The 22,095-nt window shown below is 46.6% G+C and carries 24 protein-coding genes and 7 tRNA genes; 6 read left to right on the top strand and 25 right to left on the bottom strand.

Annotation, left to right across the window (positions count from 1 at the left end):
- Positions 1 to 186: 186 nt before the first annotated feature.
- The 10 genes from H735_RS26455 to mutY form a co-directional block, all read right to left on the bottom strand.
- A tRNA-Asn gene (locus H735_RS26455) sits at positions 187 to 262 on the bottom strand.
- Between the two features lie 42 nt (positions 263 to 304).
- A tRNA-Phe gene (locus H735_RS26450) sits at positions 305 to 380 on the bottom strand.
- Positions 381 to 387: 7 nt separating this feature from the next.
- Positions 388 to 463 (bottom strand) — tRNA-Thr (locus tag H735_RS26445).
- 70 nt (positions 464 to 533) lie between these two features.
- Positions 534 to 609 (bottom strand) — tRNA-Asn (locus tag H735_RS26440).
- A 43-nt stretch (positions 610 to 652) separates the two neighbouring features.
- Positions 653 to 728 (bottom strand) — tRNA-Phe (locus tag H735_RS26435).
- A 7-nt stretch (positions 729 to 735) separates the two neighbouring features.
- A tRNA-Thr gene (locus tag H735_RS26430) sits at positions 736 to 811 on the bottom strand.
- Positions 812 to 863: 52 nt separating this feature from the next.
- Positions 864 to 939 (bottom strand) — tRNA-Phe (locus tag H735_RS26425).
- 100 nt (positions 940 to 1,039) lie between these two features.
- On the bottom strand, positions 1,040 to 2,179 hold the full coding sequence (gene mltC, locus H735_RS26420) for a membrane-bound lytic murein transglycosylase MltC (protein WP_005449660.1): 1,140 nt from the start codon (positions 2,177 to 2,179) through the stop codon (positions 1,040 to 1,042).
- Positions 2,180 to 2,261: 82 nt separating this feature from the next.
- Complete coding sequence (locus tag H735_RS26415) at positions 2,262 to 2,534, bottom strand: oxidative damage protection protein (protein WP_005425792.1); 273 nt, start codon at positions 2,532 to 2,534, stop codon at positions 2,262 to 2,264.
- Positions 2,535 to 2,553: 19 nt separating this feature from the next.
- Positions 2,554 to 3,630, bottom strand: coding sequence for an A/G-specific adenine glycosylase (gene mutY / locus H735_RS26410; RefSeq protein ID WP_020197223.1), 1,077 nt, complete (start codon positions 3,628 to 3,630; stop codon positions 2,554 to 2,556).
- A 203-nt stretch (positions 3,631 to 3,833) separates the two neighbouring features.
- On the opposite strand from mutY, the gene trmB reads away from it, so the two are divergent.
- The 3 genes from trmB (at position 3,834) to glsB (ending at position 6,616) form a co-directional block, all read left to right on the top strand.
- Positions 3,834 to 4,553 carry a tRNA (guanosine(46)-N7)-methyltransferase TrmB gene (trmB, locus tag H735_RS26405; protein ID WP_005449665.1) on the top strand — a complete coding sequence of 240 codons (720 nt, stop codon included), beginning with the start codon at positions 3,834 to 3,836 and terminating at the stop codon, positions 4,551 to 4,553.
- A gap of 11 nt (positions 4,554 to 4,564) precedes the next feature.
- Positions 4,565 to 5,593: a TRM11 family SAM-dependent methyltransferase gene (locus tag H735_RS26400; protein WP_005425798.1), complete on the top strand. Its 1,029-nt coding sequence runs from the start codon at positions 4,565 to 4,567 to the stop codon at positions 5,591 to 5,593.
- A 102-nt stretch (positions 5,594 to 5,695) separates the two neighbouring features.
- Positions 5,696 to 6,616, top strand: a complete 921-nt coding sequence (glsB, locus tag H735_RS26395) for a glutaminase B (protein ID WP_005425799.1) — start codon at positions 5,696 to 5,698, stop codon at positions 6,614 to 6,616.
- 170 nt (positions 6,617 to 6,786) lie between these two features.
- Here glsB and hemW read toward each other — a convergent pair whose 3' ends face one another.
- The 7 genes from hemW to H735_RS26360 all read right to left on the bottom strand — a co-directional run bounded on the left by hemW (position 6,787) and on the right by H735_RS26360 (position 11,737).
- Positions 6,787 to 7,959, bottom strand: coding sequence for a radical SAM family heme chaperone HemW (hemW, locus tag H735_RS26390; RefSeq protein WP_020197222.1), 1,173 nt, complete (start codon positions 7,957 to 7,959; stop codon positions 6,787 to 6,789).
- Positions 7,960 to 7,977: 18 nt separating this feature from the next.
- Positions 7,978 to 8,580 carry an XTP/dITP diphosphatase gene (locus tag H735_RS26385; protein ID WP_020197221.1) on the bottom strand — a complete coding sequence of 201 codons (603 nt, stop codon included), beginning with the start codon at positions 8,578 to 8,580 and terminating at the stop codon, positions 7,978 to 7,980.
- A 105-nt stretch (positions 8,581 to 8,685) separates the two neighbouring features.
- Positions 8,686 to 9,117, bottom strand: a complete 432-nt coding sequence (locus H735_RS26380) for a DUF4426 domain-containing protein (RefSeq protein ID WP_005425804.1) — start codon at positions 9,115 to 9,117, stop codon at positions 8,686 to 8,688.
- Between the two features lie 59 nt (positions 9,118 to 9,176).
- Complete coding sequence (yggU, locus tag H735_RS26375) at positions 9,177 to 9,467, bottom strand: DUF167 family protein YggU (RefSeq protein ID WP_005425805.1); 291 nt, start codon at positions 9,465 to 9,467, stop codon at positions 9,177 to 9,179.
- The gene (locus H735_RS26370; protein ID WP_005425806.1) at positions 9,467 to 10,024 is read right to left on the bottom strand and encodes a YggT family protein; all 558 of its coding nucleotides are present in this window, start codon (positions 10,022 to 10,024) and stop codon (positions 9,467 to 9,469) included. Before H735_RS26370 ends, yggU begins: the two co-directional genes overlap by 1 nt.
- Positions 10,025 to 10,077: 53 nt before the next feature.
- Entirely contained in the window at positions 10,078 to 10,896 is an 819-nt protein-coding gene (gene proC, locus H735_RS26365; protein ID WP_020197220.1) for a pyrroline-5-carboxylate reductase, read from the bottom strand.
- Positions 10,897 to 11,026: 130 nt separating this feature from the next.
- Positions 11,027 to 11,737 carry a YggS family pyridoxal phosphate-dependent enzyme gene (locus H735_RS26360; RefSeq protein ID WP_005436513.1) on the bottom strand — a complete coding sequence of 237 codons (711 nt, stop codon included), beginning with the start codon at positions 11,735 to 11,737 and terminating at the stop codon, positions 11,027 to 11,029.
- A gap of 28 nt (positions 11,738 to 11,765) precedes the next feature.
- On the opposite strand from H735_RS26360, the gene H735_RS26355 reads away from it, so the two are divergent.
- Together H735_RS26355 and H735_RS26350 are read left to right on the top strand one after the other, a co-directional pair.
- On the top strand, positions 11,766 to 12,806 hold the full coding sequence (locus H735_RS26355) for a type IV pilus twitching motility protein PilT (RefSeq protein WP_005436511.1): 1,041 nt from the start codon (positions 11,766 to 11,768) through the stop codon (positions 12,804 to 12,806).
- A gap of 31 nt (positions 12,807 to 12,837) precedes the next feature.
- Complete coding sequence (locus tag H735_RS26350; RefSeq protein WP_020197219.1) at positions 12,838 to 13,944, top strand: PilT/PilU family type 4a pilus ATPase; 1,107 nt, start codon at positions 12,838 to 12,840, stop codon at positions 13,942 to 13,944.
- A 58-nt stretch (positions 13,945 to 14,002) separates the two neighbouring features.
- Here H735_RS26350 and ruvX read toward each other — a convergent pair whose 3' ends face one another.
- The 8 genes from ruvX to metK form a co-directional block, all read right to left on the bottom strand.
- Positions 14,003 to 14,428, bottom strand: a complete 426-nt coding sequence (gene ruvX, locus H735_RS26345) for a Holliday junction resolvase RuvX (protein WP_005436506.1) — start codon at positions 14,426 to 14,428, stop codon at positions 14,003 to 14,005.
- 51 nt (positions 14,429 to 14,479) lie between these two features.
- Positions 14,480 to 15,043, bottom strand: coding sequence for a YqgE/AlgH family protein (locus H735_RS26340; RefSeq protein ID WP_005436504.1), 564 nt, complete (start codon positions 15,041 to 15,043; stop codon positions 14,480 to 14,482).
- 128 nt (positions 15,044 to 15,171) lie between these two features.
- Positions 15,172 to 16,122: a glutathione synthase gene (gshB, locus tag H735_RS26335; RefSeq protein WP_005449741.1), complete on the bottom strand. Its 951-nt coding sequence runs from the start codon at positions 16,120 to 16,122 to the stop codon at positions 15,172 to 15,174.
- A 14-nt stretch (positions 16,123 to 16,136) separates the two neighbouring features.
- On the bottom strand, positions 16,137 to 16,868 hold the full coding sequence (rsmE, locus tag H735_RS26330; RefSeq protein WP_005436502.1) for a 16S rRNA (uracil(1498)-N(3))-methyltransferase: 732 nt from the start codon (positions 16,866 to 16,868) through the stop codon (positions 16,137 to 16,139).
- A gap of 146 nt (positions 16,869 to 17,014) precedes the next feature.
- On the bottom strand, positions 17,015 to 17,710 hold the full coding sequence (gene endA / locus H735_RS26325; protein ID WP_020197218.1) for a deoxyribonuclease I: 696 nt from the start codon (positions 17,708 to 17,710) through the stop codon (positions 17,015 to 17,017).
- 150 nt (positions 17,711 to 17,860) lie between these two features.
- Positions 17,861 to 18,358 carry a SprT family zinc-dependent metalloprotease gene (locus H735_RS26320; protein WP_005436498.1) on the bottom strand — a complete coding sequence of 166 codons (498 nt, stop codon included), beginning with the start codon at positions 18,356 to 18,358 and terminating at the stop codon, positions 17,861 to 17,863.
- Positions 18,359 to 18,425: 67 nt separating this feature from the next.
- Positions 18,426 to 19,223: a DUF2189 domain-containing protein gene (locus H735_RS26315; RefSeq protein WP_020197217.1), complete on the bottom strand. Its 798-nt coding sequence runs from the start codon at positions 19,221 to 19,223 to the stop codon at positions 18,426 to 18,428.
- Positions 19,224 to 19,505: 282 nt separating this feature from the next.
- Positions 19,506 to 20,660, bottom strand: a complete 1,155-nt coding sequence (gene metK / locus H735_RS26310) for a methionine adenosyltransferase (protein WP_005436492.1) — start codon at positions 20,658 to 20,660, stop codon at positions 19,506 to 19,508.
- A 368-nt stretch (positions 20,661 to 21,028) separates the two neighbouring features.
- On the opposite strand from metK, the gene H735_RS26305 reads away from it, so the two are divergent.
- Positions 21,029 to 22,095, top strand: a 1,067-nt coding sequence (locus tag H735_RS26305) for a thiamine pyrophosphate-dependent enzyme (RefSeq protein WP_042980646.1), incomplete at its 3' end; no start/stop codon positions are given.

The raw sequence follows: 22,095 nt of genomic DNA, 5'->3' as shown, positions 1-22,095 counted from the left end.
GTTGAAACTATGATTTGGATTAAATTTTTAGCGTGAAATAAGTGTGTTTTATCAAATGAATGTTGAGTTTATAAGGGTTTTTGAAGGGGAGGAGTCTTAAAGTTAAATGGAGATACTGAAAGTAGATAAGTGTTTTTATAATGCAGATAAGAAAAAAGCCAAGTCCGAAGACTTGGCTTTCAAAGTTGGCTCCTCCTACTGGACTTGAACCAGTGACCTGCGGATTAACAGTCCGTCGCTCTACCAACTGAGCTAAGGAGGAACTATTCTTTTTGTGTCTTGCTTTAAGCAAGTGCACCAAATATGGTGCCTCGAGGCGGAATCGAACCACCGACACGAGGATTTTCAATCCTCTGCTCTACCGACTGAGCTATCGAGGCAAAAGAATGGTGCCGACTACCGGAATCGAACTGGTGACCTACTGATTACAAGTCAGTTGCTCTACCTACTGAGCTAAGTCGGCGTACCGTTTTCTTTTTTGAAGAGTAAACTCTCCATTTTTTAGAATCTCATTTACATGAAACTCTAGAAGTTGGCTCCTCCTACTGGACTTGAACCAGTGACCTGCGGATTAACAGTCCGTCGCTCTACCAACTGAGCTAAGGAGGAACTATTCTGTTTTGTGTCTTACTTTAAGCAAGCGCACCAAATATGGTGCCTCGAGGCGGAATCGAACCACCGACACGAGGATTTTCAATCCTCTGCTCTACCGACTGAGCTATCGAGGCAAAAGAATGGTGCCGACTACCGGAATCGAACTGGTGACCTACTGATTACAAGTCAGTTGCTCTACCTACTGAGCTAAGTCGGCGTACCGTTTTCTTTTTTAACTGTTCGTGCTAAGCACCAACAATTTTAAATTGTGGTGCCCGGAGGCGGAATCGAACCACCGACACGAGGATTTTCAATCCTCTGCTCTACCGACTGAGCTATCCGGGCGACGGAGCGCTATTAAACGGATTTTCCCGCTTTGCGTCAACCACTTTTTTTAAATAATTTCAAAAAAGTGGTTGTTCGAACGCTTTTTATTCAACTGTCACTACAAAGTGTGTCCGGAGTTAAATTCCTTTTTGAAATTTGTAACTTTTTCTAGGTAACGACGCGCTTCTGCGTTCGGGTGTTTCTTGGTAAGTGCCCAATAAACTTGGTTTGGTTGCAAAGAATTTAAATCTCTCATCGCGCGTTTGCGATCACTGCGATGGAAAGTGTTCAAAACACCACCAGTTCCGCCATTATAGGCAGAAATCATGCTGTATTCTAATGAAGTTGGATGCTGTACGTCTTTTAAATAACGGTTCTTAAGGATGTAAAAGTAAGCCGTTCCAGTATCAATATTGTTTTCTGGGTTAAATAAGTATTCAGGACTTGGCTGCCCAGAACGATTCTTCACTAGCTTAAATACGTCTCGACCTGCTGTTTTAGGTACGACTTGCATCAAGCCATATGCATTTGCCCAACTTACTGCGTATGGGTTAAAGCTACTTTCGGTTTTGATGATGGCGTAAATCAAATCTTCAGGAATATCGTATCTCTTTGATGCACGACGTACGATGTCCGCATATTGGTAACTGCGCTGCGAGAAGTGATCTTCTACCATCGGGATTTCAACGTAATATGCTTTCTTAAAGTCGACATCTTTAGTTTTGACTTGGTTGGCGATCAAGTAATCGGCAAAGCGATTTGCTCGCCATGACCACTGAATCGGCTTTTTGTCTTGGTCGACAACCTGCTTATACAGGAAAGGTTGCCCCTCAAGTTTGATCTCTTTAGAAGAGAATAAGTCGACATTAGCCGGGTCATCTGGCGTTAACAACGTGGTGATAATGGCGTTCTTTAGGTGTTTTTGCGGTTCGGTGGGAGAAACCGTTTCGATGGTAATAACACCTTTTTGGAAGTCGACTTCAGCACGACTCAAATAATTATCGATGTATTTTACGTAATTGCTTTTACCGGCAAACTTCACTTCACGTTGCCCCCAACGTTTCTTAATGTTGCCTGAGAAGCTGTTGATCAGTGCGTCGAGTGCATCGGTATCTTTTTCAAACTGTCCCGGCAATTCTGCAAGGTTGTTAGCAAAACGGTTGGTTGGCTCGTAATCGACGTCGTAAATTTTTTCGACGAATTCACGGCTACAACCAGCCATTAAAAGTGCAGTAGCGATAAAGGCAATCTTTTTCATAGTTATTAGGGTTGTTAGACGTTAATACAAAAATGACACCACAAGGTTGGTTGTGATGTCATTGTTTTAAAACAAGTTTGCTTTATTCGCTTGGTGGCGTGTAGCCTTCGATGTGTACATCTTTACCTTCAAACAGGAAATTCACCATCTCTGTTTCAAGTTGTTTACGATGCTCAGGATCCATCATGTTAAGCTTCTTCTCATTGATCAACATCGTTTGTTTGTGTTGCCACTGAGCCCAAGCTTCTTTCGAGATATTATCGAAAATACGTTTACCTAGTTCACCTGGGTAAAGTTGAAAGTCTAGACCTTCGCCTTCTTTCTTTAGTCGAGCACAAAAAACAGTGCGGCTCATAATGACTCCTTGCAATTAATTAACGAAGCTCGTGGGGCAGAGCTTCCAGTAAGAGTTTTACTGGGGCTGCCAAACCGACTTCTTCAGGTTTAGATAAGTTATACCAAAGACCTTTGTTACCTTCCATCACCACATTAGGTTGCTTTGACAGGTCAATCAAAATCGGCGTGATATCAAGGTGGTAATGACTGAATGTGTGGCGGAATGTAATTAGAGTCTCTTGATGTTTAATATCGTTGGCTTGAATACCACGTTGTTCTAGTAGTAATTCAACATCGCTCTCTACATCAATATGTTCGGTTTGTGGGAAACAAAAGAGCCCACCCCAAATACCTGTCTGTGGTCTTTGTTCTAGCCACACTTCGTGACTATCACCTTTTTTGTGGTGCAGCATGACGAAACGTGTCTGCTTAACCGGCTTGTCTTTCTTCGGCTTCTTACCAGGGTAATCAAGCACATTACCTTGTTTCTTTGCCACACAAAGATCGCTGACTGGACACAAGGTGCATTTAGGCTTGCTGCGGGTACACATCATGGCACCCATATCCATCATGGCTTGATTGTACTTGTCGACGTCTGTTTGTGGCGTGTGCGTTTCTGCGATTTCCCACAATTGATTTTCGACTTTCTTTTGTCCTGGCCATCCATCAACAGCAAAGCAGCGTGAAAGTGTGCGTTTTACGTTGCCGTCCAATATTGCATGCGGCTGTTTATAGACAGACGACAGTACCGCAGCTGCGGTGGAGCGACCAATCCCCGGTAGGGCATTCATTTGCTCTAGGTCTAGAGGGAACTCACCATTGTATTTATGGGCGACCTCTTTCGCAGCTTTATGAAGGTTACGAGCTCGCGCGTAATAGCCTAAGCCGGTCCAAAGATGCAGCACTTCATCTTGCTCGGCATTGGCAAGATCGACCACGGTCGGGAAGCGCTCCAAAAAGCGTTGGTAATAAGGAATAACCGTAGTGACCTGAGTTTGCTGAAGCATGATTTCAGACAACCAGACACTATAAGCGGTCTTGTTTTGTTGCCACGGAAGATCTTTTCTTCCATATGCGTCATACCATTCTAAGATGGCACTGGCGAAAGGTGTCACGACTTGCTCTGTATTCTATTATTGGTTAGGAGCAAAATTGCACCACAGATTGTGGTGTAAGTACAACAGATAAACTGTGGGGATATTGTGTCTGGTTTGCTTGCTTTTGGGCTGCCATAGTCCGATAGCTCAACAAATACTTGCACCTAAGTGAATTCTTTGGATAATCCCCGCTTTGATTAATCAATGTGCAGGCAAAATCAATGAGTGAAGTAACCACTAACGAATACAACGAAGACGGTAAAATGATCCGTAAAATCCGCAGTTTCGTGCGTCGCGAAGGTCGTCTAACTAAGGGCCAAGAAAATGCGATGAACGAGTGCTGGCCAACAATGGGTATCGACTACAAAGCTGAACTTCTTGATTGGAAAGAAGTATTTGGCAACGATAACCCAGTAGTGCTTGAGATCGGTTTTGGTATGGGTGCTTCATTGGTTGAAATGGCAAAGAACGCGCCAGAGAAAAACTTCATCGGTATCGAAGTGCATAGTCCAGGCGTTGGTGCTTGTCTTGCAGATGCTCGCGAAGCAGGTATCACGAACCTACGTGTAATGTGTCACGATGCGGTAGAAGTATTCGAACACATGATCCCAAATGGCAGCCTAGCAACGCTACAACTGTTCTTCCCAGACCCATGGCACAAAAAGCGTCACCACAAGCGTCGTATCGTACAGCTTGAGTTCGCTGAAATGGTTCGTCAGAAGCTTATCCTGAATGAAGGTATCTTCCACATGGCGACTGACTGGGAAAACTACGCTGAACACATGATTGAAATCATGAACCAAGCGCCTGGTTTCGAAAACATCGCAGAAGAAGGCGACTTCATTCCTCGTCCAGAAGAACGTCCACTGACTAAATTTGAAGCTCGCGGTCACCGTCTAGGTCACGGTGTGTGGGATATCAAATTCAAGCGTACTGCTTAAGGAGCCAGTAGATGTACCACTACGCGATATTAGCGAATCCGGGTCATAACCGTATTTACTTTGATAGCGCAATGACGATTGCATGTTCTGAGCTGAAAGCAATTTTGGCGTCGGAAGGTGTTGAAGTAACTGAAATTGGCAACAAAGACGTGGGTCTGCCTGCTGCACTTGTGTTCTCTTGCGAAACAGAACTAAGTGAAGCACAGGCTGGCAAGATTGCTGCGTCATCTATCTACTACGCGCTATTTGAAGTGCGTGAAGATGGCTTATTACGTCCAATTCAGGCGCCTGCATTCAATACTTTCCCTGAGAGCATGAGTCAGATCCTGCGTTACACAGGTAAAACAAACGAGCAGTTTACGCGTTTGATGGTGAACCTAGGCGTCAGTGCTGCCAACACGGGCAGTGCGCAATTAACGCTTATGGATCCTATGTGTGGTAAAGGTACAACACTGTTTGAAGGTTTGATCCACGGTTTGAATGTTGTGGGTGTTGAGATCAACCAGAAATGGGTTCAAGAGATCCAAACCTTCATCGTTAAGTTCATGAAGAACGGTCGCTTTAAGCACAAAGTGAGCAAAGAAAAGCGCACTTCTGGTGGTAAAAAAGTGGCAGATGGCTTCGTGGTTGAGGCAGCAGCAGACAAAGACGATTACAACAAAGGTAATCTTCAAACGATGAAGCTGTACTCAGCAGATACGCGTATTGCAGACCAAGTTGTGAAGAAGAACTCGGTAGATGTGATGGTGTCTGACTTGCCTTACGGCGTGCAACACGGCAGCAAAAATGCCAAAGACAGCAAGCTGAACCGCAGCCCACTGGAGCTTCTAAAAGAAGCTCTGCCTGCATGGAAAGTGGTGTTGAAGAAACAAGGTTCTGTGGTGCTGTCTTTCAACGAATTCACTTTGAAGTGGAAAGACGTGGCGGCATTATTTGAAGAGCAAGGGTGGAAGGTACTTTCAGAAGAGCCTTACATCGGTTATCTTCACCGTGTTGATCAATCCATCAACCGCAACATCATTGTGGCAATAAAACCATAATCGACTCGAGTCGAATAAATTCCATGGAAAAGCCAACGTCCGCGTTGGCTTTTTTTACCTCTGAACTCAGCCATTTGGGTTCTTGTGACAAGAAGGTAGAAGATGAAACCTACAGCGCAAATTTTGACAGACATTCTAGCGGAAGTTCGCCCTTTAATTGGTCAAGGCAAAGTCGCCGACTACATTCCCGCATTGGCAAAAGTACCCAATACCAAACTGGGTATTGCGGTATACACCAATGAGGGTGAAGTGATTAAAGCGGGCGATGCAGAAGAGTCATTTTCGATTCAGTCGATCTCAAAAGCGTTGAGCCTGACTCTGGCAATGTGCTTGTACAAGCAAGAAGAGATCTGGTGTCGTGTAGGTAAAGAGCCTTCTGGTCAAGCGTTTAACTCGATGATCCAGTTAGAGATGGAGCAGGGCATTCCACGTAACCCGTTCATTAACGCCGGTGCTATTGTGGTTGCTGATTTGCTGCAAAGCCGTCTCTCTGCGCCTCGTCAGCGTCTGTTGGAATTTGCTCGTCAGCTATCTGGTGATACTCATATCGTATACGACAAAGTGGTTGCAGCGTCTGAAATGATGCATGGTGACCGTAACGCTGCGATTGCGTACTTGATGCGTTCATTTGGTAACTTCGAGAACGAGGTTATCCCCGTTCTGCAAAACTACTTTCATGCGTGTGCGTTGAAGATGAGCTGTGTCGATCTCGCAAAGACCTTTAGCTACTTAGCCAATAAAGGCACGTCGGTGCAAACGGGTAAGCCCGTCGTATCACCGACGCAAACTAAGCAGTTGAATGCATTGTTAGCAACTTGTGGCTTGTACGATGGTGCTGGTGAATTTGCTTACCGCGTTGGTATGCCGGGTAAGTCAGGTGTTGGTGGTGGCATCATCGCTGTTGTACCGGGTGAAATGACGATTGCTGTTTGGTCTCCAGAGCTTGATGCATCTGGTAACTCACTCGCTGGTACCAAAGCACTGGAGCTACTTGCCGAGCGTATTGGTCGTTCGATTTTCTAAGGAAAAGAGACGAGAAGTGAGAACGGACTTCGTCCTTGTGGATTAGGGACTTAGGAACGCTTCGCTTTAGATAAGTGTTGTTACGAATAAAAGAAAGGGTTGGCGTTTGAGCGCCAACCCTTTTTGTTTCTCGAAGGACGCAGTCCGTTCCCGAATCTCGATTCCTTTTCTTATTCCTCTTCCGCCATAAAAGCTTCAAGCAAATCATTCAGGAACAGCTTACCTTTCTCGGTAATTTGCCAGTGAGTCTCGGTTTCACTCAGGTAACCCATCTCTAGCGCCCAATCGATAGTCTCTTGAATCGAGCTCAACGGCAGACCTGTTGTATCGATGTAGTCTTGTTTCGGGCACGCTTCCATTAAGCGGAAACGGTTCATAAAGAACTCAAACGGACGATCTTCATCAGCCACAAGCTGTTCACTATCCAAGTATGGCTTCACCATGTTTTGGTATGCCATCAGATAGCCACGCGGGTGTTTGACCTTAGTGGTACGAATGATGCGGCCATCAGCAAAGCTCAGCTTACCGTGTGAGCCACAACCAATGCCAAGGTAGTCACCAAAGCGCCAGTAGTTCAGGTTATGCTGACACTGATAGCCCGGCTTGCTGTAACCAGAAATCTCGTATTGAACATAACCCGCCGCTGCGAGTTTCTCATGTCCTTGTTCGAAGATATCCCACAAGTCATCGTCATCTGGCAGAGTCGGTGGCTTGTAGTAGAACATCGTGTTGGGCTCGATGGTCAACTGATACCAAGACAAGTGCGGCGGCGCCAACTCAATCGCTTTATCCAAGTCTGCTAAGGCTTGTTCGATGCTTTGATCAGGTAAACCGTGCATGAGATCGAGGTTAAAGCTGTTCAAACCGATTTGGTGCGCCAGCTTAGCAGCATTGACGGCTTCGTCTTGACCGTGAATGCGCCCCAAACGCTCAAGCTTCTGTTGCTCAAAGCTTTGCACGCCGATAGAAATGCGCGTTACACCAGCCTTGCGGTAGCCAATAAAACGCTCAGCTTCAATGGTTCCTGGGTTAGCTTCCATGGTGATTTCGATTTCAGGCTTGAACGGAATACGCGCTTCAATACCTTTAAGTAGACGCTCGATGCCTTCTGCCGAAATCAAACTCGGCGTACCACCACCAATGAAGATTGAATGCAGTGGACGTGGCGCTTCGTTAAGACGGTATTTCTCAATGTCGGTATCCAAATCTTCAAGAAGAGCATTGATGTACTCTTCTTCTGGGATCTCGGCTTTCAGTGCGTGAGAGTTAAAGTCGCAATACGGGCACTTTTGTACACACCACGGGATGTGTACATACAAGCTCAGTGCTGGGGGCGTTAACATGGTCTAATTCGCTCGTGATTACAGAGACACTTGCTCAGACAGTTGAGCAAACAACGACTTGAGCGCTTTACCACGGTGAGATAGTTGCTTCTTACGTGCTGGCTCAAGTTCGGCAGACGCGCAGTTGTCTTCAGGAACGAAGAAGATTGGGTCGTAGCCAAAGCCATTTTCACCGTGTGCTTCAGTTAGAATGCGACCTTCCCACTTACCGTGACAAACGATAGGGGTTGGATCGTTCTCGTGACGCATCAAAACCAATACGCAGTGGAAGCGAGCGGTGCGCTCTGCTTCTGGTACACCTTCCATTGCTTTAAGCAGCTTCTCTAGGTTCTCTTGGTCAGAGGCTTTTTCACCTGCATAACGCGCAGAGTAAATGCCCGGAGCGCCTTTCAAGAAATCGACTTCTAAGCCAGAGTCGTCCGCAATCGCAGGAAGACCCGTTTCTTGTGCTGCATGGCGAGCTTTGATGATCGCGTTTTCGATGAAAGTCGTGCCAGTTTCTGCTACTTCAGATACGTTGAATTCACTTTGCGCCAATACTTCAAAACCGAAGTCAGACAGCAGATCTGCCATCTCACGAACTTTGCCTTGGTTGCCTGTTGCTAGCACTATCTTTTTCATGGTCGTCTCTTTCTGTAGCGATAAAGGGAGAACGCAGTGTTCTCCCTGATTAAATTGGTTCTAGAGTTATGATGTTCTAAAAGCTTTTAGATTATCACAACCCAATTACTCTTCGACATAAAATTTCTGGGTGAATTTAAGCTTACCTGAGCCTTTGTTTCCAGCTTTAACGTCAATATCGAAGGTAAAAGTTTCTTCGTTAGTAATACCGAGCTCAGCTAGGTAGTAAATCGCATCGCCTTCTTTCACTTCACGGAAGGTGAGCTTTTGCGTTTGACCGATAAGGTTCTTTGCCTGACCACTGATTTTAGCTTCAACGGCAGGTTTACCTAAAGAGGCACTGTCGAGCACACTGATGTTCAGTACTGCATTGTAGCCATTACGCTTGATGTCGTAGCTACGGGCGATCTTGGGAGTTAAAAAGGTTGAGTTAAACGCGATGTAGTGTACCTCGATGTCTTTCATGGTTTTGAACTGACCTGCCATGCTTGGTAAAGACAACAGGCTGATCAGTAGGGCGGTAATCCATTTGCTCATTATCACTTCCTCGAATCGGGCGTTTTATTATTGGTACGAATTTCGTAAATAAAAAGCCATCAAATGATGGCTTTAATTTCTGTTGGTATTTGTACTGGGGATTCTATCCGAATTTGTTTATGACGTCCCAGTTCACCTTTTTCTATGTGAACCAAACCTTTAGCAACTTTAAATTGTTTGGCTAAAAACTTGGTTAGGTGTGCATTCGCTTTACCATCGACAGGCGGTGCGGTAATGGCAATTTTGAGCTCTTCACCATGCAAGCCGACGATCTTGTCGCGGCTTGCTTTTGGTTGGATATAGAGCCGAAGCACCACATCCTCGCCGTCATGCCAAACTGCTTCTGACATTATAGTTGGTACCAGATAGGACCAATCATGTCGCCCATCAGGAAGTTAGCAAATTGCAGACCAATGAACAGCACAAGCACGCTCAAGTCGAAGCCACCCATTGCAGGGATGATGCGACGGATTGGCGCTAGCATTGGTTCAGTTAGTTGATGGAATACGTACTCGATAGGGCTGCGACCTTGGCTAACCCAGCTTAGGATTGCGCGGATCAGTAGTACCCAGAACAACAAGCCGCCAGCAGCCTTAATCAGAGACAATAAGCCTAGGAATAGGAAGTCCATGCTGAATGAAACCGAACCGCTAGAAGCGATCAGGATCAGCGCAACAAACTTAAGCACACACAGTACATAAGCGAACAGTACCGTTGCTAGGTCGATGCTGCCGATAGATGGAATCACACGGCGCAGCGGTCCTACAACCGGTTGGGTTGCTTTGACGATGAACTGCGAGAATGGGTTGTAGAAATCTGCACGAGCAGCTTGCAACCAAATACGCAAAATCACGACCATGATGTACAGGTCAAATAGGGTTGAGATGAGAAAACTCATTGAATTCATAAGGTACCCTTAACAAGTAAGTGAGTGACACTGAGTGGATGCCACTCAAGTCATTAAAACAGTTTTTCCATTTCTTCAGCACGAGCAACCGCAGCTTGCATTGCTTTTGCCACAATATCAGACAGTTGGTGCTCGTTGAACGTACGTAGCGCTTCTGCCGTTGTGCCACCTTTTGATGTCACGTTCTCGCGTAGCGTTGAAAGCTCAGTTTCTGGATTTTCCACTACCATGCTTGCTGCGCCAAGTGCTGCTTGCTGAACTAACGTGCGAGCCGTGTCTTTATCGAAGCCTTGAGCAATCGCTTCTGCTTGCATCGCTTCCATAAACAGGAAGAAGTAAGCCGGTGCGCTGCCTGCCGCTGCAATTACGTTATTGATGCCAGATTCTTGCTCAACCCAACATACCTTACCGCAGGCTTGCATTAGCTCTGCCGCGAAAGCTTTATCTTGTTCTTGCACATATTCAGGCGCGTAAAGACCACTCATGCCCAAGCCAAGTTGCGAGGGTGTGTTTGGCATCACGCGAACCAAGTTGAGCTTAGTCGCTAGCATGTCATCCAAACGTGAACAGCTGATGCCAGCCGCAATAGAGATAACCAGTTTATTGCTGAAGTCGATAGATTGCAGTGGTTTACACACTTCTTCCATCATTTGTGGCTTCACAGACAATACCACAACATCCGCTTCTGTCGCGGCTGCGATGTTATCGCTGGTGGTACGGATACCAAAGTCTTGCTCAAGAGGTTGGCGACGCGTCTCAGATGGGGCGGTCGCAATGATGCTCTGTGCAGGGTAGCCATTTGCTACAAGGCCAGAAACAATCGCTCGCACCATGTTTCCCGCGCCGATAAAGGCAATCTTTTTATGTTCCATATGTCTGATTTCCAAATATAAATTCTTACAATTTGTTGTGCGCTCAGGTGTATAATTGCGTCACTTTATTCTGGCTACCGAAAGAGACGGCAGTCAGACTCAAATTCACAGTGTCTAACAACGATTCGCTTTATTGCTGTTTGCTGTAGTCGCGCGCGCCAAAAATCGCTGTGCCGATGCGCACCATGGTGCTACCTGCTTCGATTGCTGCATCCATGTCGCCGCTCATTCCCATAGATAGCGTATCGACATCAGGGTATTGCTGAGCTAGCTTTTGCTTTAGCGCTTCCAGTTGCTTAAATGCACGAAGTTGTGATTCGTAATCTGGTACGTTGGCAGGAATCGACATCAACCCTCTTAACGTGAGGTTTGGAAGGCGAGAAATCAACTCAGCCAGCTCGAATATTTCTGCATCGCTGACGCCTGATTTTGATTCTTCACCACTGGTGTTTACTTGAATCAGAACTTGCAGCGGTTTTAGTTCGCTAGGACGTTGGTCATTGAGGCGCTGAGCGATCTTAGCGCGATCAACGGTGTGAACCCAATCGAAATGTTCAGCAACAGGACGTGATTTATTGGATTGAATTGGACCAATGAAGTGCCATTCGATTCGATTATCTGGATAATGCTCGGCAAAGTGCTGAACTTTACTGACGCCCTCTTGGACGTAGTTCTCACCAAATGCCAGCTGGCCACCTTGGTAAGCTTCGAGAATTGCCTCGACAGGTTTAGTTTTGCTTACTGCTAGAAGTTGCACGGACTCTGGAGAACGACCGCATTTTTGTTCGTCGTGTCGAATTTGAGAGGTGATATGTTCAATGTTTTGTTGAATACTACTCATAGCTGTACTTTAGACTTAAGGATTTTAAATGGATATCACTGAGTTACTGGATTTTAGTGTAAAACATAATGCTTCGGATCTACATCTTTCTGCAGGTGTACCACCAATGGTTCGTATTGATGGTGATGTGAGAAAGCTGGGCATTCCAGCGTTTACACACCAAGAAGTGCACCGTTTGGTTTTTGAAATCATGAACGATGCGCAGCGCAGTGAGTTCGAAGAAAAACTCGAAGTCGATTTCTCATTTGAATTGCATAACGTTGGCCGTTTTCGTGTCAACGCTTTCAACCAATCTCGCGGTTGTGCGGCTGTGTTCCGTACCATCCCAAGCAGCATTCCAACACTGGAAGAGCTAGAAGCTCCTGAGATCTTCAGAAAAATCGCTAACGCCGAGAAAGGTCTGGTTCTGGTTACTGGCCCAACGGGTTCTGGTAAATCGACGACCTTGGCAGCCATTGTTGACTACATTAACCGTAATCACAATAAGCACATCCTAACAATTGAAGATCCAATTGAATTTGTTCACAACAACAATAAGTGTCTGATCAACCAACGTGAAGTACACCGTGATACACACAGCTTCCAAAACGCGCTGCGTAGCGCATTGCGTGAAGACCCGGATGTGATTCTAGTCGGTGAGATGCGTGACAAAGAAACCATCAGTCTAGCGCTGACAGCGGCTGAAACCGGTCACCTTGTTTTCGGTACACTACACACGAGCTCTGCGGCGAAAACCATCGACCGTATTATCGATGTTTTCCCGGGGAGCGACAAAGACATGGTGCGCTCGATGTTGTCGGAATCGCTGCGTTCGGTTATCGCGCAAAAGCTTTTGAAACGTAACGGCGGTGGTCGTATTGCGTGTCATGAAATCATGATGGCAACACCGGCGATCCGAAACCTTATCCGTGAAGATAAAGTCGCGCAGATGTACTCGATCATTCAGACCGGTGCGGCGCACGGCATGCAGACCATGGAACAAAATGCTCGTCAATTGATGGCGCAAGGCATGGTGTCGCGTGAAGAAGTGGACAAGAAAGTTGAAATTGAAGCGCAGCAATTCTCGTAACGAATCACACAGGTAATAGCGAATACGGACGATGGATCTGAATAAATTTCTCGAAGGCATGTTGGCGTTAAAAGCGTCGGATCTCTATATCACTGTTGGTGCGCCGATCTTGTTTCGTGTCGATGGCGAACTGCGCCCGCAAGGCGATAAGCTGACTGAAAATGATGTGGCTGTGTTACTCGATAGTGCGATGGATCCGGAGCGACGTCAGGAGTTTCGTAAAAGCCGTGAGTCGAACTTTGCCATTGTCCGTGATTGCGGTCGTTTCCGTGTCAGTGCCTTCTTCCAACGTGAATTGCCTGGCGCGGTGATTCGTTGTATCGAGACCAATATTCCGACTTTTGAAGAACTTAAACTTCCTTTGGTTCTGCAAGACCTTGCGATTGCAAAGCGTGGTTTGGTGCTGGTGGTTGGTGCAACAGGTTCTGGTAAATCAACGACTATGGCCGCGATGACTGGCTACCGTAACAGCAATAAAACGGGGCATATTCTTACGGTAGAAGACCCGATTGAATTTGTGCACGAGCATAAGCGTTGTATCGTGACCCAGCGTGAAGTGGGCTTGGATACCGACAGCTATGAAGTAGCGTTGAAGAACTCACTGCGTCAAGCGCCAGACATGATTTTGATTGGTGAGATTCGTAGCCGAGAAACGATGGAATACGCAATGACCTTTGCTGAGACGGGCCACTTGTGTATGGCGACACTGCACGCCAACAATGCAAACCAAGCGCTTGAGCGTATTCTGCACTTGGTGCCGAAAGACCAGAAAGATCAGTTCCTGTTTGATCTGTCGATGAACTTAAAAGGCGTGGTAGGTCAGCAGTTGATCCGTGATAAGAACGGTCAAGGTCGTCATGGTGTGTTTGAGATCTTGTTAAACAGTCCACGCGTTTCGGATCTGATCCGCCGTGGTGATCTGCATGAGTTGAAAACGACCATGGCACGCTCGAATGAATTTGGGATGCTGACCTTTGACCAGTCACTCTACAAGCTAGTGATGCAAGGTAAGATCAGTGAAGAGGATGCTTTGCACAGTGCTGATTCCGCTAACGATCTGCGTTTGATGTTGAAGACGCAGCGCGGTGAAGGCTTCTCAACGGGTACGCTGGCGAACGTAAAGATCGATATGGATTAATCCATTCCAGAAACGAAAAAGGTTGGCATCTGCCAACCTTTTTCGTTTCTGGAAGTGTTTACTCACCCCAAAGGCTTTCAAACCAGCTCTCAAGAATTACGACCGCTGATTGGCAGTCGATATTGCCTTTCGATAGTGCTTTGTAGCCACCCATACTGAATAGCTCTGAGCGTGCTTCGGCTGTCGATAGGCGCTCATCATGCAATTCAACGGGTAAGCCGTAGCGACCTTGTAGGCGATTAGCGAACTTCTTCGCTCGTGGTGTGATGGTTTCTAGAGCTTTACCGTGCAAATCGGTAGGTAAACCAACGACCAATAAATCCGGTTGCCACTCTTTAATTTGCTTCTCTATATCATCCCAATTTGGAATGCCGTCATTCGCTTTGAACGCTTTGAGCGGGGAAGCGGTTCCCGTGATTTCTTGTCCGATGGCGCTACCAATGCTCTTGGTACCGAAATCGAAAGCCATAATAGTGCGTGACATAAGGTGTCTCGAATCTAAATCAATAAAAATAAGTTGTCGCAGGAGAGCGCGTTACGCGTGTCCAGCATCGGAAGATAACTGGCTTGGATCGATGCCCAATTTCTCAACGGCTTTTTTCCAACGGTCGATGATAGGTGTCTCAAAGATGATCTCTGGCGTCGCTTCAATGGTTAACCAAGAATTCTCTACTAGCTCAGCTTCTAACTGTCCTGCACTCCAACCGGAGTAACCCAGCGCCACGAGATAGTCACTTGGTTCCGCTTCAGTACCAAGTACCGACAAGATGTCTTTAGACGTGGTAACCGTTAGCTCATCAGTCATTTGAATGCTTGATTCGTAGTAGTCTTTTGGTTTGTGCAGGATGAAACCGCGATCTTCAGAAACCGGTCCACCATTGTAGACGGGTCTATCTAAACTTGCTTCGAACAATCGAGGGTGCACGGGTTGCACTTCGACTTGCTTGAGCATGTTACCAACCGTGATATCGACGGGTGCATTGATCATTAACCCCATTGCGCCCTCTTCGTTGTGTTCACAGACGTAGATAACGCTATTCTGGAAGTAGGGATCTTTCATTCCCGGCATCGCAACTAAGAAATGGTTTGTGAGGTTCATTCTCATCTCGACCTTATAAGGCTATTAGAAACACTTAAGCAAACACCATGCTTGCAACCCTAGGGTATGTGCATGAGTTTGCTTAAGTTAATGCACAACGCTTTCTATTAACTGTAATACAGTTTGAGTTATTCGCCTTTTACGCGGCGCTCAATTGCGTCCATTAGCTTGCCAGTGATGGAAATATCAAAAGCGGCTTCGATTTCGCGAATACAAGTTGGGCTCGTTACGTTGATTTCTGTTAGCTTGTCGCCAATCACATCAAGACCAACAAAGATAAGCCCTTTTTCTTTCAGTGTTGGTGCGACTGCTTGGGCTATCTTCATATCAGTTTCGCTCAGTGGACGAGCTTCACCTGTACCGCCTGCCGCTAGGTTACCGCGCGTTTCGCCTTTTGCAGGGATACGAGCAAGGCAGTAAGGCATTGGCTCCCCGTCAACCACTAGGATACGCTTATCACCATTGCTGATGTCTGGCACGAAGGTTTGCGCCATTGCGTAGTTCTGGCCGTGGTTTGTTAGTGTCTCGATGATTACCGATACGTTTGGATCGTTCTCTTTCACGCGGAAGATAGATGCGCCGCCCATACCATCAAGTGGTTTTAGGATCACATCACCGTGTTCTTCACGGAAGGCTTTAATCTTCTCTGCTTTACGCGTCACGATGGTGGTTGGCGTTAGCTCTGGGAACCAAGCGGTGAACAGTTTCTCGTTACAGTCACGTAGGCTTTGTGGCTTGTTCACAATCAGTGCGCCTTGCTCTTCAGCGCGCTCAAGGATGTAAGTGGCGTAGATGTACTCTGTGTCGAACGGAGGATCTTTACGCATTAGCACGGCATCAAGCTCAGACAGTTCGATAGTCTGCTCTGATTTGAATTCGTACCAACCCGTTGGATCTTCTTTTAGCTCAACCACTTTGGTGTCTGCGATTGCTTTACCTTGGTCTAGGTGCAGATCGTTCATTTCCATGTAGTGGATTTCGTAGCCGCGGCGTTGCGCTTCAAGCATCATGGCAAAGCTAGAGTCTTTTTTGATGTTAATGGACGAGATTGGGTCCATTACAATACCGAGTTTGATCATTATTTTTCTCCGTTTTAACCAAGATCGCCGAAACGAACTTGTAAGGCTGTAATTGCTGTCAGAGCCGCAGTTTCGGTGCGCAGAACGCGAGGGCCGAGTAGCGTCTCTTCAAATTGGTATTCGCGAGTCATGTCGATTTCGTCAGAAGATAGACCGCCTTCAGGGCCAATCAATAGACGAACTTTTTCAACCGGTGTTGGCAGGGTGTTGATTGAGTATTTCGCTCGTGGATGTAGGTTAAGCTTCAAGCCATCGTATTCTTCCTGACACCACTCTTCTAAGCTCATGATAGGGCGAATTTCAGGTACTACATTACGGCCACATTGCTCACAGGCACTGACCGCGATTTTTTGCCACTGAGCGAGTTTCTTCTCGAAACGTTTTTGATCCAGTTTTACGCCGCAACGTTCAGAGATAAGCGGTGTAATCGTATTTACGCCAAGCTCTACGGATTTTTGGATGGTGAATTCCATCTTGTCGCCACGCGAAATCACCTGACCAAGGTGAAGGTCCAGTGGTGATTCAATGCTGCTTTCTACGCGTTCAGAGATCTCAACCATCACATTCTTTTTGCTGACTTCGCTGATGACTGCTGGGAATTCTGCGCCGCTGCCGTCAAAGAGCAGGACTTCTTGACCTTCTTTCATGCGAAGTACACGACCAATGTGGCCAGCTGCATCGTCGCTAAGAGCAATAGCGCCAAGTTGTTGAATGGTTTCTGGATGATAAATTCGAGGGATACGCATTGTGTTTCGATTTCCTGCATACGCGAGTGTTTAGACACTAACATGGATGCTTTCCAGCGAAAAAACAAGGGGCAAGAGGCGTTTCCACTACAGTAAATGACAACGCCTCGAATAGCGGAGGTGTACTGCGGTAATTGCGGGAAGAATTACAGCGCGCGACAAGCCTCTTGAACGAATGGGTTGTGGTTGCCTTGAATCTTAGCAATGCGTTCATCGCGCTCACATTCCCACTTGTCTACTGGATAGGTTTTGTTCCAAGCACTCATCAATTGAGTTTGCTGCTTCGAAAGTTTAAAACCGTATTCTTTGCTCATGTACAGGTAAGTGCGAGCAATCGAACCACGTGCGCGATCGGGCGGCATTACTTTGCGTTGCTTAAAGTTCACTTGCATTTCACAACGGCCGTAGCTGACGCCATCCATGCCATTCCACTGACTGAAGTTGTAGTTCGAACGGTCACCGTTTACCTCTCCGATAGCTGGCGTTAGGTTGTGGAGATCGGCTTCCATAGATTTGAAGACTTTGTCGTTTCTTGTGCAGTTTTTGCGTCCACCATTTTGCCAACATTGACGCTGGTGGCCGAACTGCCATGCAGGAACCACGTGCTCCCACTCGATGCGTGATGCGCGTTTTTCTTGCTTACGAACTTGATAGCCACAAGAAGAGAGATCCGGCACGCCCTTTTTGCCTTGCCATTTTATGTCACAACCACAGTAGAAGCTGGTTGGGTGATCGGCGTAGATTTTTACCGCTTCGCGCTTGGCCGCGGAAAAAGAGCTTGGAGGCGCAGCAATCGCTGCACTAGAAAGTGCAAGCAGGAATAAAGAGAAAAGATATTTCATGATTAAAGTCTTTATAAAGTATGACTTTATTCATTCTAACACGCACAAATTAGCTTTAGTGATGAGCAAACCAACAATAACAGGCAAAAAGAGACACTTTGAGAGCGAATGTCTCTCTTTCTGGAATAGAAAAGTAAGAAATTTGTGCTGTTAGGAGAGCTGAGTTCCTGTGAAGTTCAGCGGTTGGCGGCACTTTTGGCATGAGTATACCGCTTCTTTACGCTGCACCTTGTTGTGACGACGAATTGAAAGTGGGTAGGTCATGCAACCACATCGGTATTCAAAGGTTTTACCTTGAACAGAGGCCACGTCAAAGCTGTGAGTGGTTTTAGCTGGTACTTTGAATACCGCCTCCATAACACCTTGCCATTCTTTCCCGTGTGGGCGAACGCGACCGTAAACTTGGTAGGTAATCAAGTGGGCGACTTCGTGAGGAATAACCTCTTGGATAAACGCTTGTGGATTTTCGCTGAACAGTTTTGGATTCAAACGGACTTCGTTCAATTGCAAATACGCTTTACCCGCAGCTTTGCCACGTACATTGAAAGTCAGAGAAGGAATAGGAAAAGAACGTTTGAAAGCTTGCTCTGCCATCGCGATGCAATCAGCCATCACTTGCTTGGCTTTGTAGCTCAGTTCTATATCCACGATTCACCCCATTTACTCAATAAAAAAGCCCCCGCGTTTGCGAGGGCCGGATCATAACATCTGTTTTCTAAGGCGTGTGTTTTTTCTTAATCGTCGCATGGTAAGCATGCCATGTACCGTACCCGAGGATTGGCATGGTGAAGAGCATACCAATACCGTAAGTCGCAAAGCCGATTAAGATACCGCCACAAATAATCGCAGCCCAAACGATCATCGCTGGGATGTTAGACTTCACTGCATTAAAGCTGGTGAACACTGCGGTCATCATATCGACACGACGCTCCATCATCAGTGGTATTGAGAAAGCAGAAATGCTGAACACTACACAAGCCAAGACAAAACCAACGATCGAGCCAATAACTAAGAAAGGTAAGAACTCAGTCAGTGGCGCACCCTGTACAGAAGGGTACAGCGCATGGAGTAGGGCAGCAATTCGCATCCAGAAAATCATACATACCGCGAGCATGACAGCAAATGCCCACTGAGAGCTGGAGTTTCGCCCGATGGCTTTCATTGAATGGAACAAACTTGGTTTGTGTCCGCGTTCTCTCTCCCAACTTGCGTCATATAAGCCGAGCGCTAAGAATGGGCCTATTAACATGTAAACAATCAGGCTTGGCATCACGACGAGATGCGTGCCTTGCCACTGAACCAGAAGCACGATACCAATCGCAGCAGCCATAAAGCAGATGCCGTAGAAGGCACTGATGAGTGGCATGCGGACAAAGTCATGCAGACCCAACGCGAGCCAATGGAAGGGTGCCGATATGCTAACGGTATTACACGGAATGGTTCTGGCGTATTCATTATCTGGAACTTCCTTTCGTTTACCCTGGAAGTCAGATGGGTTCACGGTACGAGGCATAACTCCTCCTTGATTTATTCCCACGGTGGCACCTAGGCCATATAAAGATGTTTGGCTGACGTTTGTCATGACTCTTTTAGCCACGTGAGCCTGCATCATAGTTCTTTACGTTATATACATCGAAAAGTGCATTTAACATTATGTTAACTATTGGCGGAGATGGGGCAATTTACAAATAATTGCTGAATTTTTGTTCAAGGAAAGGATGAGAAGGCAGAGAAGGGGCAGAAACAAAAAGCCCCCGCCAGAGGCGAGGGCTTTATCGATTCTTGTGTGGCTCGATTACTTGATGCCAGCGAAATCGCGTAGGATAGCTGCTTTGTCTGTAGCTTCCCATGGGAACTCTTCGCGACCGAAGTGACCGTATGCTGCTGTCTGCTTGTAGATAGGTTGAAGCAGGTTAAGCATTTCTTGTAGGCCGTATGGACGTAGGTCGAAGTTTTGACGAACCGCTTCAATGATGATTTCGTGTGATACTTTCTCAGTACCGAACGTTTCAACCATGATAGACGTTGGATCAGCAACACCGATAGCGTATGAAAGTTGGATTTCACAACGGTCAGCCATGCCAGCTGCTACGATGTTCTTCGCTACGTAACGTGCTGCGTAAGCCGCGCTGCGGTCTACTTTCGATGGATCTTTACCAGAGAATGCACCACCACCGTGACGAGCAGCGCCGCCGTATGTATCTACGATGATTTTACGACCAGTTAGACCACAGTCACCCATTGGACCACCGATAACGAAACGGCCGGTTGGGTTGATGAAGAAGTTAGTGTCTTTAGTGATCCACTCTGAAGGTAGTACTGGCTTGATGATCTCTTCCATTACTGCTTCACGTAGGTCAGGTGTTGTTACTGAATCACAGTGCTGAGTTGAAAGAACAACAGCATCGATACCAACAATCTTACCTTGGTCGTATTGGAACGTTACTTGAGATTTCGCATCTGGGCGAAGGAAATCTAGTTTACCGCTCTTACGAACTTCAGCTTGTTTCTTAACAAGTAGGTGAGAGTACGTAATTGGAGCTGGCATTAGAATTTCAGTTTCGTTCGTTGCGTAACCAAACATGATGCCTTGGTCGCCTGCGCCTTGCTCTTTAGGATCCGCTTTATCAACACCTTGGTTGATGTCTGGAGACTGCTTACCGATGGTGTTTAGAACCGCACACGAGTTCGCATCAAAGCCCATGTCAGAGTGAACGTAGCCGATTTCACGAACTGTTTCACGAGTGATTTCTTCGATATCAACCCATGCAGAAGTCGTTACTTCACCACCAACCATAACCATGCCGGTTTTAACGTAAGTTTCACAAGCAACGCGTGCTTTTGGGTCTTGCTCAAGAATTGCATCAAGAACTGCGTCAGAGATTTGGTCTGCGATTTTATCTGGATGACCTTCTGATACCGACTCAGAAGTGAACAGGTGCTTAGCCATGATAGCTCCAATCTTAAGGTTTACTCATGGCTAACTAACGCAAGCTTGCCACGAAAAATACAATACAGTTTGTAGGTGTTTCTACATCTAGACGTCTATTTTAATTTCCCACAGTCGAATTACAAGCTCTTTTTCGATTTGAATTCGTCTAGCTTATTACCCAATCGTTTGCTTTTGATGGGGTGAATTTTTCATAAATTGCCCATTAACTGCGAAAAGATTGAGTTAAAACCTCAAAAATGGTGAGTAAAACGTTTGCAGTCAGATTTTGGCTCTGAGAGAATATTGCCCGCACTTTTGTACTTGGTTCACTTAGTGAAAGTGCCCACATTCCTTTATCAATTCGCTTAATGCACTCAGGAGCAGACATGTCTTCTCGTAAACATCTGGCAAATGCAATCCGCGCTCTTAGCATGGATGGTGTTCAACAAGCTAACTCTGGCCACCCAGGCGCACCTATGGGTATGGCTGATATCGCTGAAGTTCTTTGGCGTTCTCACCTAAACCACAACCCAGCTAACCCAGAGTGGGCTGACCGCGACCGTTTCGTGCTGTCTAACGGCCACGGCTCTATGCTGATTTACTCTCTACTGCACCTGAGCGGTTACGAGCTGTCTATCGACGATCTTAAGAACTTCCGTCAGCTTCACTCTAAGACTCCTGGTCACCCAGAGTACGGTTACGCACCTGGTATCGAGACAACAACAGGTCCTCTAGGCCAAGGCATCACCAACGCTGTTGGTATGGCAATGGCTGAGAAAGCGTTGGCAGCTCAGTTCAACAAAGAAGGCCACGACATCGTTGACCACTTCACTTACGTGTTCATGGGTGACGGCTGTCTAATGGAAGGTATCTCGCACGAGGCATGTTCTCTTGCTGGTACACTAGGCCTTGGCAAACTGATCGCATTCTGGGATGACAACGGCATCTCTATCGATGGTCACGTTGAAGGTTGGTTCTCTGACGACACGCCTAAGCGTTTTGAATCTTACGGCTGGCACGTAATCCCTGCTGTAGATGGTCACGACTCTGAAGCGATCAACGCAGCAATCGAAGCGGCAAAAGCAGACCCTCGTCCAACACTTATTTGTACTAAAACCATCATCGGTTTTGGTTCTCCAAACAAATCAGGTTCTCACGACTGTCACGGTGCGCCACTAGGTGCGGAAGAAATCGCAGCAGCACGTGAATTCCTAGGTTGGGAACACCCAGCATTTGAAATCCCTGCAGACGTATACGCTGAGTGGGATGCGAAAGCGGCAGGCACAGAGAAAGAAGCGGCTTGGAACGCGAAGTTCGAAGCGTACGCAGCAGCTTACCCTGCAGAAGCAGCAGAGCTTAAGCGTCGTCTAAACGGCGAACTTCCTGCACAGTGGGAAGAGAAGACAAGCCAAATCATTGCTGACCTTCAAGCTAACCCAGCAAACATCGCATC

Source organism: Vibrio owensii CAIM 1854 = LMG 25443, from assembly GCF_000817815.1.
Taxonomy (GTDB): domain Bacteria; phylum Pseudomonadota; class Gammaproteobacteria; order Enterobacterales; family Vibrionaceae; genus Vibrio; species Vibrio owensii.
The sequence above is the reverse complement of the archived record's forward strand: the minus strand, read 5'-3'. Positions and strand labels throughout refer to the sequence as shown.